Raw genomic sequence first — 11475 nt, 5'->3', positions numbered from 1 at the left:
GTTGTGGCCTGTGGCGGATGCGCTTCGCTTATCCGCCCTACCGTGCATCCGTGTAGGTTATTTCTGAATCGTGCCTAAGGCCGGCGCGCGACGCATGCAGCCTTCAGCGGCGAGCGAAACGCGCCATCTCCATGGCGAGCTCGAGGGCGGCGTTCAGGCTGCCGACGTCGGCCTTGCCGGTACCGGCCAGTTCCAGCGCGGTGCCGTGGTCGACGGAGGTGCGGATGATGGGCAGTCCAAGGGTGACGTTGACGGCGCGGCCAAAGCCCAGGTGCTTGAGTACCGCCAGGCCCTGATCGTGGTACATGGCCAGTACCACATCCGCCTCCGCCAGCCGTGCGGGCACGAAGGCGGTGTCGGCTGGCAGCGGGCCGCGCACGTCGACGCCGGCGTCACGGAAGCCGTGCAGTACCGGCTCGATGACATCGATCTCCTCGCGTCCCAGGTGTCCGCCCTCGCCGGCGTGGGGGTTGAGGCCGCAGACCAGGATGCGCGGATGCCGAATGCCGAAGCGTGACGGCAGCTCGCGGGCCAGGGTGCCGATGACGCGCTGCAGCACCTCGGGGGTCACCGCGTCCGGCACCGCCCGCAGCGGCAGGTGGGTGGTGGCCAGCGCCACCCGCAGACCAGGCGCCGCCAGCAGCATCACCGGGGTGGCATCGCAGCGGTTGGCGAGAAACTCGGTGTGACCGGTGAAGGCCAGCCCGGCGTCGTTGATGACGCCCTTGTGCACCGGCGCCGTGACCATGGCATCGAAGCGGCCGTCGAGACAGCCGTCGCAGGCCAGCGCCAGGGTGTCGAGCACATAGTCGGCGTTGCCGGGATCGAGCCGCCCCGGCAGGACCTCTGCGTTGAGCGTGGCGGTGGCATCCACCAGCAGGCTGCCGGCGGGCTGGGGTCGCGCTGGCCGCTCGGCGTCGAACGGCTGCAGCTGCAGCGGCAGGCCGAGCTGCTCGGCCCGCTCGGCCAGCAGCGCCGGGTCGCAGATGGCGACCAGCTCCGCAGGGTGCGCCTGCTGCGCCAGCATGACGCAGAGATCCGGGCCGATGCCGGCAGGTTCGCCGGCGGTGAGTGCGATGCGGGGGGTGCTCATGGTCGTACGCCTGATGGCTGGCAAGATGGCTGGGCGGATGGCTCAGTAGGCGGATGCATCGTCCAGACGCAACTCCACATAGGCCTCGTCGCGCAACTGCTGCAGCCAGGCCTCGGTGGCCTCCTCGCCCTTGCGTTCGCGCAGCACCTCTTCCGCCTTCAGCCGCAGCAGGGAGTCGGCGGTATCCTGCTGGCGTCGTTCCAGTACCTGCACCAGATGCCAGCCGAACGGGCTCTGGAACGGCTGGCTCAGGGCGTTGGGGGCCAGCTTGTCCATCTCTTCCTCGAACTCGGGCACCGTGTCGCCGGGGCTTACCCAGCCCAGGTCGCCGCCCTTCAGGGCCGAGCCGGTGTCGTCGGAGTGGGCGCGGGCCAGGGTGGAGAAGTCGTCGCCGCCGAGGATGCGCAGGCGCAGTTGCTGCAGCCGGCGCTGGGCATCCGTGTCCGAGACCACTTCGCTGGTGCGGATCAGGATGTGGCGCGCGTGGGTTTGCGACACCGGCTCCGGCGCGTCGCTCTCGATGTCGGCGATGCGGATCAGGTGGAAGCCGCTGGGGCTGCGGATCGGCTCCGAGACCGCGCCCCTGGCCAGGCTCTGCGCCGGTTCCAGCGCCAGTGACGGCACCTCGGCCATGGGGAACCAGCCCAGGTCGCCGCCTTCCTGAGCGCGGCGACCGTCGGAATGGGCGGCGGCGACATCGGCAAAGGACTCGCCGCCGCGGATGCGGCCCAGCAGGCCCTCGCTGGTGCGACGGGCCGCGTCCACCTGGGCCTCGCTGGGGTCATCCGGCAGCGCCACCAGCAGGTGCTGCAGCCGCACCGCGCGACGCTCGATCAGGCTGTCGCCCTCCTGCTCCATGAAGCGATCCACCTCGGCGTCGCTGACGCGGATGTTCTTGATCACCTCCTGCTGTTGCAGCCGGGAGGTCAGGATCTGCATGCGGGTGTCCTCGCGGAAGTCGTCGAACGAGACCCCGCCCGCCTCCAGGGTGTCGCGCAGCTGTTCCAGGCTCAGGCCGTTGCGGGCGGCGATGTTGGTCATGGCGGCGGTCAGGGTGGTCTCGTCCACCTCGATGCCCAGTTGCGCCGCCCGTTGCACCTGAAGGCGCTTGAGGATGAGCCGCTCCAGCACCTGCTCTTCCAGCATCTCGGGCGACGGGATGGCCGCACCGCGGGCCTGCAGCTCCGGCAGCAGCAGCGCGATCTCGTCCTCGAGTTCGCTCTGCACGATGACATCGTCGTTCACCACCGCGACGATGCGGTCCAGCGGCTGGATCTGCGCCATGCCGGCGCCGGGCAGCCAGAGTGCAGGCGCCAGCAGCAGCAACGGCAGCAACCGGGTGAGCAACCGGGGCAGCGGGGCGGGTTGCAGCGGTCGCCGGCGCCGGCTAGTCGGTCTGATAGCCATAGATTTCCCTCTCAAGGAACTTGCCGATGGGGTTGCCGATGGTGCTGAGCCCGGCAAGTTCGAATTGCACCATCACCGAGCTGCTGGCGTCCTCGTCCGGCTGGCGCTTCAGCTTGCGGCCGAGCACGCGGACGCGCCAGCAGCATTCGCCGAACTCGACACCGGCAAAGGCGTCCATGGTCTCGTCGTGCCGCAGCGAGTACAGCCAGCGGCCCACCACCTCCGCCCGCGCTCCGAACGGCAGGCGGAAGGACAGATCGGTGTCTTCGTAGCGGTTGGCCTCGGCGGCGGTCTCGTCGGCGCGGTAGGACAGGTTCAGCAGGCCGCTGTTCGGATGCCGGTATTCCAGGGTCAGGGTGCGGCGCTGCCACTGCTCCTCGTCCTTCTCCGGATCCCACTCGAAGCTGGCACGTCCCGCCCACTGCTCGGAGAGCCGGGCGGACAGCTCGCCGGTGTAGGGCGAGCGGTCGGAGGTCTCGGTGTCGCCGCTGATCTGCACGCGGCGGTCGGCAAAGTAGAAGATCTGCCCCAGGCTGAGCCGCAGCAGCTCGTCGCCGGTGGACGACAGCAGCGTGCGCGAGGTCAGTGCTGCAGTGATCTGGTTGGCGTCGCCGATGCGGTCGCGGCCGGTGAAACGGTTGCTGCGGAACAGGTTGGAGAAGTTGAAGTTGAGTTCCGAGCTGTCGAAGACCGGTGCGTCGTCCTGATCCGCATAGGGCGTGTAGAGGTAGTACAGCCGCGGCTCCAGGGTCTGCAGCGCGGGCTGGCCCAGCCAGTCCAGCTGGCGCTCGAACACCAGCTTGCCGTCGATGTCGAAGCTGGGTATGGCGTGGCCCGGGTCCGACGGCTGGCCGGCGGCCTCGTCGGTGAGGGCGTATTCGGTCAGGTGCAGGTTCACGCTGGGGATCAGGTGGCCGTAACTGCGCCGCAGCGGCCAGCTGAGGTTGGGGCTGAAGGCGAAGCGCTCGCCGTAGACGCGGTGGTTATGGTCGAAATGGCTGTATTCCACCTCGGCGCCACCCACCAGGCCGGGGCCGAAGCGGCGCGGCGACAGGGTCAGCAGCAGCTGCGGCAGGCGGCCGTAGGGACGGGCCTCCGGCGCGACGCCGGGATCGATGGTCTGGTAGGCCTCGACCCGGGTCAGGAACGACCAGCCGTTGCCCACATAGGTGGCAGAGCCGCTCTGCAGCAGCCGGCGGTTGCTGGTGGTGTCGATGGTGTTGCCCAGGTCCTGCAGGTACTCGTTGTCGCTGACCTGGCTGTAGTCCAGGTTGGTGATCCAGCGCTCGAAGAACCGGCCCTGCTGGTTGATGCTGAAGGCGCCGCGGGTATCGCCCTCGTCGTAGAGTTGATCGTTGGGCATGAACTCCGCCGCCACGGTGCCGCTGTCGCGGCGGCTCAGCCAGCGAAATTCGCCGCCCAGCATCAGGCCGCGGCGACTCATGTAGCGCGGCGACAGGGTGGCGTCCATGTTGGGCGCGATGTTCCAGTAGTAGGGCGTGGTCAGCTCGAAGCCGTTCTTTTCCGACGAGCCGATGGAGGGGACCAGGAAGCCGCTCTTGCGCCGGTCATCGATGGGAAAATCCAGATAGGGGGTGTACAGCACCGGAACACCGCGGATGCGCAGGCGGGCGTTACGCGCGATGCCGCGCCCGGTCTCCTGGTCCAGCGTGAGTTCCTTCGCCTGCAGTGACCAGGCGTTGCTGCCGGGCGGGCAGCTGGTGTAGCTGATGTTGTCGTACCGAGAGCGTTGCGGGTTGTCCACATAGGCCACGTCGGCATGGCCGCGCAGGTTGGTCGTGCCGCTGAAGCGGTAGCGCGCGTCGTTGATGCGGCCCGTGTCGCTGGCCAGGTTGAGCTGCGCGTCCTGGCCCAGGATGCGCACCCCGGGATACTCCAGAAAGGTGGTGCCGAAGGTGGCCAGGTCGCCGTTGATGCGATCGAAGCGGGCGCGGTAGGCCTCCACCCGCTGCCCGGCGCGGGCCACGTTAACGCCGCCGGTGGCTTCGATGACCTCGCTGTCCAGCAGGTAGCTGATGCCGCCTGCCTCGAAATCGATGGGCGTGGTCGGCGTTGGCAGATCCGGTGCAGGCGCTGGTCCCAGGCGCGACGGGCGCGGTCCGCAGAATTCCCAGCCCAGGCCCAGGTCGAGACGGCCGGCATCGGGCTCGATCCAGCGCGGGCCTGGTGGACTGTCTGCCAGGCTGTCTGGCGGGCTGCCTGCCGGCGTTTCTGCCGGGTTGTCGGCGGCGCTCTGGCCGGGCGTGTCGGCTGCCATGGCGGCGCTGCAGAGCAGCAGGCCACCGCCGGTGAGTCCGATGAGTCGATGAAGATAACGCACGGCAGTTGCGAGGCCGGTTCCTCAGGGGCCACGGGATAGCGGCACAAGGTCGCACATTTGCGCTCGGGCATCAATCACCGGGCGGTCTGCCGGCGCCTGCAGGCGGACTGCAAGGACGCGAAGCGCAGGCAGGGATACAATGGCCGGACGCGGTCGAAGCCGCGAAAACTGAAGTCTCGAACATGACCGGTGCGCGGAGGGCGCGAGCTTGTCGGAACGTCACGCATTGCTGCAGGCCTGGCTGGCATCGGTTCTGGGTGGCGTCGCGCCCTCAATGACGGCGGCATCCGCCGATGCCAGCTTCCGGCGCTACTGGCGGCTGAGCCACGACGGGACCTCGCTCATCGCGGTGGACGCCCCGCCAGAAACCGAGAACAACGCCGCGTTCGTCCGCCTGGCCTCAACCCTGCGCGCCATCGGTCTGAACGTGCCCGCCATCCTGGCCCAGGACAGCGCGAACGGGTTCCTGCTGGTCAGCGATCTCGGGCAGCGGCAATACCTGGACGCGCTGACTGCCGACACTGCCGACCGCCTGTACGGCGACGCCATCGGCGCCCTGATCACGCTGCAGGCGGTGGCGCCCACTGATGGCCTGCCGGACTACGACGCCGCCTTTCTGCGCCGGGAACTCGCCCTCTTCGACGACTGGCTGCTCGCGGCGGTCCTGCCCGGAGCAGGCGTCACCCCGGCCGAACGGGCCATGCTCGATACGTTGTACGCGCGACTCATCGACAACGCCCTGGAGCAGCCGCAGGTCTGCGTGCATCGTGACTTCCACAGCCGCAACCTGATGCACTGCGCCTCCGGCAACCCCGGCATCCTCGATTTCCAGGACGCCGTCAGCGGTCCGGTGACCTACGACCTGGTGTCGTTGCTCAAGGATTGCTACGTCGACTGGCCCCGGCGGCGGGTGCTGGACTGGGCCTGGGGGCATTTCAACCTGGCGGTCCAGTCCGGCGTGCTGACCCCGGCGCACGAGTCGCGCTTTCTGCGCTGGTTCGACCTCATGGGCGTCCAGCGCCACCTGAAGGCCGCGGGCATCTTCGTCCGCCTGTCCCGGCGCGATGGCCGGCCTGACTACCTGCGCCACCTGCCGCGCACCCTGGGCTATCTGACCGCCCTCGGAGCGGACTATCCGGAACTCGCCCCGCTGGCCGGCTTTCTGCAACAGCGTGTGCTGCCGCGGCTGCCGGCCATTGAGGCTTAGGTTTCCCGCCCCACGGCCTTGTGGCCGATGTCCTTGCGCCAGTAGGCACGGTCGAAGCCGATCCTGGCCACGGTATCGTAGGCGCGACGCTGGGCCTCGGCCACGTCATTGCCCAGGGCGGTCGCGCACAGTACCCGCCCGCCGCTGGTGAGGATCTGGCCCTCGCTGAGCCGGGTGCCGGCGTGGAAGACCTTGGCCTGGGGATCCTGGATGCTGTCCAGGCCGCTGATGACGTCGCCGGTGGCGTAGTCGCCGGGGTAGCCGCCGGCGGCCAGCACCACGCCCAGGGCCGCCTGCGGGCTCCAGCGCACGTCGGCGTCGCCGAGCCCCCGGTGGATGGCGCTCAGGCAGAGTTCCAGCAGGTCCGACTGCAGCCGCATCAGGATCGGCTGGGTCTCCGGGTCGCCGAGGCGGCAGTTGTACTCCAGCACCTGCGGCGTGCCGTCAGCGTCGATCATGAGCCCGGCGTAGAGAAAGCCGACATAGGGGATGCCGTCGGCGGCGAGCCCGGCCACCGTCGGCTGCATGACCTCGGCCATGATGCGCTGGTGCAGTTCCGGCGTGACCACGGGCGCCGGCGAATAGGCCCCCATGCCGCCGGTGTTGGGGCCGCGATCGCCGTCGTCGCGGGCCTTGTGGTCCTGCGACGAGGCCAGCGGCAGGATATGCTCGCCGTCCACCATGGCGATGAAGCTGACCTCCTCGCCGCGCAGGAAGGATTCGATCACCACGCGGCTGCCGGCGCTGCCGAAGCGCCCGGCGCCAAGCATGTCGCGCACCGCCGCCTCCGCCGTCGCCAGGTCCTCGGCCAGGATCACGCCCTTGCCGGCGGCCAGTCCGTCTGCCTTGATCACCACCGGCGCGCCGATCTGCTGCAGATAGGCCAGTGCGGCGGCCTGATCGGTGAAGGCGCGATAGCCGGCGGTGGGGATGCCGTGGCGGGCCATGAAGTCCTTGGCGAAGGCCTTTGAGCCCTCCAGCTGTGCCGCTGCGCGGGTGGGGCCGAAGCAGCTCAGTCCTGCCGCCGCAAAGGCGTCGGCGATGCCTGCCACCAGCGGCGCCTCGGGCCCCACGATGCAAAGATCCACCCCCTGAGTCCGGGCAAACTCCACCAGCCGCGGGATGTCGGTGGCAGCGATGTCCAGGTTCTCGACGCCGGGCTCGGTGGCGGTGCCGCCGTTGCCGGGGGCCACATAGACGCGCTCGGCCTGCGGCGACTGCGCGATCTTCCAGGCCAGCGCATGCTCACGCCCGCCGTTGCCGACGATCAGGATCTTCATGGGGCTACACCAGTTGGGGATACAGTTGGAAGCAGAGACGGCTATGATCCTGAAATGCCGCCCGTTCCGCAAACCGCGAACACCGTCGTGTCGTCAGGAAACGGTATACTCGTCCAGAGAAATGCTGACTGCTGGCCAGGATTCGGATCAGGGAGGCCAGTAAATCAGCACCTCCCCAGCGTCCTGCATCGAAACTGATACTCCAGGGGGTCTCCATGTCACTACAGCCCGTCATCCTCTCAGGCGGTTCCGGAACGCGCCTGTGGCCGCTCTCGCGCGAGGCCTACCCGAAACAGTTTCTGCCGCTGACCAGTCACCACACCATGCTGCAGGAGACCGTGCGGCGGCTGGACGGATTGGCGGACGAGCACCCGCGCCAGGGGCTGCATGTGCTGGAGCCCATCGTGGTCTGCAACGAGACGCACCGCTTTCTGGTGGCGGAGCAGTTGCGGTTGCTGGAGCGCCGGGCAGCGGCCATCCTGCTGGAACCCGCCGGGCGCAACACCGCGCCGGCACTGACGCTGGCGGCCCTGACCGCGACGGAGCAGGGTGCCGACCCGGTGCTGCTGGTGATGCCCGCTGACCATGTCATCGTCAACGAGGCAGGGTTCCGCGCCGCCGTGGCGGACGGCTGCCTGCTGGCGGAGCAGGGGGCGGTGATCACCTTCGGCGTGGTGCCGAATCAGCCGGAGACGGGTTACGGCTACATCCGCCAGGGCGCGCCGCTGGCGCACGAGGGCCTGCAGGGACGGGCGTTCCGCCTGCAGGCCTTCGTGGAGAAGCCGGACCGCGCTACCGCGGACGACTACCTGGCCAGCGGCGAGTACCTGTGGAACAGCGGCATCTTCATGCTGCGCGCGTCGGTCTGGCTGCGCCTGATCGAACGCTTCCGCGGCGACATCTTCGCCGCGGTACGGCGTGCGATCGCCGGAGGGCGCCGCGACGGCGAATTCATGCGCCTGGATGCAGAGCAGTTCCGTGCCTGCCCGGCGGATTCCATCGACTACGCCGTGATGGAAGGCCTGTCGGGTGAGGGAGCCGATGCCGAGCACCCCGCGGTGGTGCTGCCGCTGGACGTGGGCTGGTCCGACGTCGGCGCCTGGTCGGCCCTGTGGGAGGTGCGAGAGCAGGACGAGGCGGGCAACGTGCTGGAGGGCGACGCCTTCGTGCATGATGCCGCCAACAACCTGGTCATTGCCCAGCAGCGCATGGTGGCCGCCGTCGGCGTCAACGACCTGATCATTGTCGAGACGCCGGACGCCGTGCTGGTGGCAAGGAAGGACCGGGCCCAGGACGTCAAGGCCGTGACCACCTTCCTGCACGAGGCCCAGCGCAAGGAGCACCGCCATCACCAGCGCGTGCATCGGCCCTGGGGCGCCTTCGAGTCCATCGGCCAGGGCAGCCGTTATCAGGTCAAGCGCCTGACGGTGAACCCCGGCGAGTCGTTGTCGCTGCAGATGCACCACCATCGCGCGGAGCACTGGATCGTGGTCTCCGGCACCGCGCGGGTGACCTGTGACGACGACAGTTTCCTGCTGACGGAGAACCAGTCCACCTATATCCCCGTGGGCTCCCGGCATCGGCTGGAGAACCCGGGCATGATCCCGCTGGAGATCATCGAGGTGCAGTCCGGCAGCTATCTGGGCGAGGAAGACATCGTCCGCTACCAGGACGTCTACGACCGCGACAGCAGCGATAAGGGTTGAGCGGATGCAGGTACCAGCGCTCGGTCCAGGGCTCGGCGCCGGCCCCTGACCGCATTGGCCCGATGGCGGTGACCGACGCCCGCTGAAGCCCTTCCATGGGGTGGTTCTTCCTGTCGCTGCTCTGTGCCCTTGCGCTGGCCTCAGCCGACGCCGCCACCAAGGCCTGGCTGCAAGACTATTCGGCTCGCGAGCTGGCCTTGGTGCGCTTCACGCTCACGGCGCTGCTGCTGCTTCCGCTGCTGCGCGATGTGCCGGATCTCGGCGCGCTGCCGCCGGCCTTCTGGGGCTGGATGCTGCTGCTCTGGCCGCTGGAGATCGCGGCCATGCTGCTGTACATGACCGCCATCCGCGATCATCCGCTGTCCCTGACCCTGCCGCTGCTGGCGTTCACGCCGGTCTTCATTCTCGGCGTCGCATTCTGGCTCCTGGGGGAGAGGGTCCCGGCCCAGGGGGCCGTCGGCGTGGTCCTGGTGGTGGCCGGTGCCTGGCTGCTGAACCTTCGCCATGCCCGCCTCGGCGACTGGCGCAGCTGGGGCGCGCCGCTGGTCGCGCTGGTCTCCGAGCCCGGATCCCGGCTGATGCTGGCCGTCGCGCTGGTCTACGCCTTGACCGCGACCATGGGCAAGGCCGCCCTGGCCTATGTGCCCGCGGAGCAATTCGGCGCCCTCTACTTCCTGTCCCTTGGGATCATCCTGCCGCTGGTCCTCGCCCTTCCGGCCCCGCGGGGCCTGGCCCGGCTGTTCGGTGGCCCGCGCCGGCGCCCGGCATCCATCCGCCAGCCGACGACCTCATCCGCGCTCAAGGCGCGCTCCGGTCTCTTGCGCCGTCCCGTCGCCGTGCTCGTGGTCGCGGCACTGAACGCGCTGATGGTCTACACACACTTTCTTGCCCTGGCGCATGTCGAGGTGGCCTACATGATCGCCGTCAAGCGCACCAGCCTGTTGTTCGGCATCCTCTACGGGGCCCTGCTATTCCGCGAGCCCGGGCTGCGCAGCCGACTCCCGGCCGGCGGCCTGATGCTCGCGGGGGTCGTCTGCATCCTGACGGCATAGGCCGCCCGCCCATCTCGAGCCCGCTTGACCCAGGTCAGCGGGCCAGTCTGCGACCTTGAGTAGGTTCAACGCCGTCGGCGACTGTGTCGAATGCACCTTGCTGATCACTGGCGGCTGGCGGCTTTCTCCGCGCTGACGCGCCGGCGGCGATGATTGGCATCGCCCGCCGCAGCGACTATAGTGACCGGTTTTTCGTTTCGCGTGCCTCGGGGATCGATCAGCCATGGGATTCAAATGCGGTATCGTCGGACTGCCCAACGTCGGCAAGTCCACGCTGTTCAATGCCTTGACCAGGTCCGGCATCGCGGCGGAGAACTATCCCTTCTGCACCATCGACCCGAACGTCGGCGTGGTGCCCCTGCCAGACGCCCGGCTCGATGTCATCGCCGCCATCGGCCAGTCCGCGCAGATCATCCCGACCACCATGCAGTTCGTCGACATCGCCGGGCTGGTGGCCGGTGCCTCCCGCGGCGAGGGGCTGGGCAACAAGTTCCTCGCCAACATCCGCGAGACCGATGCCATCGCCCACGTCGTGCGCTGTTTCGAGAACGACGACGTGGTGCATGTCTCCGGCCGGGTCGATCCCATCGGCGACATCGAGGTGATCGAGACGGAACTGGCCCTGGCCGACATGGAGACCGTCTCCAAGGCGCTGGATCGCACCATCAAGCAGTCGAAGACCGGCGACAAGACGCAGCTGGCGCGCAAGGCGCTGCTGGAACGGGTCGCGGCGCATCTGGATCAGGGGCATCCGGTGCGCTCGCTGGCGCTGACGGACGAGGAGCGCGCGGCGCTGCGGGAGCTGTTCCTGCTCACGGCCAAGCCCACCATGTACGTGGCCAATGTCGCCGAGGACGGCTTCGAGAACAATCCGCTGCTGGACCGGATCCGCGCCCATGCCGAGGCGGAGGGGGCCATTGTCGTGCCGGTGTGCGCCGCCATCGAATCGGAGATCGTCGAGCTCGACGAGGCCGAGCGCGCGGAATTCCTGGCCGACCTGGGGCTGGATGAGCCGGGCCTGAACCGCGTGGTGCGTGCCGGCTACGAACTGCTCGGGCTGGACACCTACTTCACCGTCGGTCCCAAGGAGGCCCGGGCCTGGACCATCCCCAGGGGTGCAACCGCACCCCGGGCCGCCAGCGTGATCCATACCGACTTCGAGCGCGGATTCATCCGCGCCGAGGTCATCGCCTACGACGACTTCGTCGCCTGCAAGGGCGAGCAGGGCGCCAAGGAGGCCGGCAAGCTGCGCAGCGAGGGCAAGGACTACATCGTCAAGGACGGCGACGTGATCCACTTCCGCTTCAACGTTTAGGCACGATTCAGAAATAACCTACACGGATGCACGGTAGGGCGGATAAGCGAAGCGCATCCGCCACAGGCCACAAC

General features: G+C 68.6%; 8 protein-coding genes. 4 read left to right on the top strand and 4 right to left on the bottom strand.

The annotated features are described in order from the left end of the window. Nucleotides 1-103 precede the first annotated feature (103 nt). Genes pdxA through F2Q65_RS18685 form a run of 3 tightly spaced genes read right to left on the bottom strand, consistent with a single transcriptional unit; the run spans nucleotide 104 to nucleotide 4841 of the window. Nucleotides 104-1093 carry a 4-hydroxythreonine-4-phosphate dehydrogenase PdxA gene (gene pdxA / locus F2Q65_RS18695; RefSeq protein ID WP_150094914.1) on the bottom strand — a complete coding sequence of 330 codons (990 nt, stop codon included), beginning with the start codon at nucleotides 1091-1093 and terminating at the stop codon, nucleotides 104-106. Between the two features lie 42 nt (nucleotides 1094-1135). Continuing rightward, entirely contained in the window at nucleotides 1136-2500 is a 1365-nt protein-coding gene (locus tag F2Q65_RS18690; RefSeq protein ID WP_150094913.1) for a peptidylprolyl isomerase, read from the bottom strand. After that, on the bottom strand, nucleotides 2481-4841 hold the full coding sequence (locus tag F2Q65_RS18685; RefSeq protein WP_150094912.1) for an LPS-assembly protein LptD: 2361 nt from the start codon (nucleotides 4839-4841) through the stop codon (nucleotides 2481-2483). The genes F2Q65_RS18690 and F2Q65_RS18685 overlap by 20 nt, the downstream gene beginning before the upstream one ends. A gap of 208 nt (nucleotides 4842-5049) precedes the next feature. Between F2Q65_RS18685 and F2Q65_RS18680 the strand changes: the two genes are divergently transcribed. Beyond that, a complete protein-coding gene (locus tag F2Q65_RS18680; protein WP_246156377.1) occupies nucleotides 5050-6048 on the top strand; it encodes an aminoglycoside phosphotransferase family protein in 999 nt (332 codons plus the stop codon). Here the strand turns inward: F2Q65_RS18680 and purD are convergent. Beyond that, nucleotides 6045-7328 (bottom strand): phosphoribosylamine--glycine ligase, encoded by a 1284-nt coding sequence (gene purD, locus F2Q65_RS18675; RefSeq protein WP_150094911.1) that lies wholly within the window; start codon nucleotides 7326-7328, stop codon nucleotides 6045-6047. The two genes, F2Q65_RS18680 and purD, sit on opposite strands and share 4 nt — an antisense overlap. A 215-nt stretch (nucleotides 7329-7543) precedes the next feature. On the opposite strand from purD, the gene F2Q65_RS18670 reads away from it, so the two are divergent. The 3 genes from F2Q65_RS18670 (at nucleotide 7544) to ychF (ending at nucleotide 11401) form a co-directional block, all read left to right on the top strand. After that, complete coding sequence (locus F2Q65_RS18670) at nucleotides 7544-9034, top strand: mannose-1-phosphate guanylyltransferase/mannose-6-phosphate isomerase (RefSeq protein WP_150094910.1); 1491 nt, start codon at nucleotides 7544-7546, stop codon at nucleotides 9032-9034. Between the two features lie 95 nt (nucleotides 9035-9129). Next, nucleotides 9130-10086 (top strand): EamA family transporter, encoded by a 957-nt coding sequence (locus tag F2Q65_RS18665; protein WP_150094909.1) that lies wholly within the window; start codon nucleotides 9130-9132, stop codon nucleotides 10084-10086. A gap of 223 nt (nucleotides 10087-10309) precedes the next feature. Continuing rightward, complete coding sequence (gene ychF, locus F2Q65_RS18660; RefSeq protein WP_150094908.1) at nucleotides 10310-11401, top strand: redox-regulated ATPase YchF; 1092 nt, start codon at nucleotides 10310-10312, stop codon at nucleotides 11399-11401. Nucleotides 11402-11475 lie beyond the last annotated feature (74 nt).

The sequence above is a fragment of the Thiohalocapsa marina genome, from assembly GCF_008632335.1.
In the GTDB taxonomy this organism is placed as follows: domain Bacteria; phylum Pseudomonadota; class Gammaproteobacteria; order Chromatiales; family Chromatiaceae; genus Thiohalocapsa; species Thiohalocapsa marina.
The sequence above is the reverse complement of the archived record's forward strand: the minus strand, read 5'-3'. Positions and strand labels throughout refer to the sequence as shown.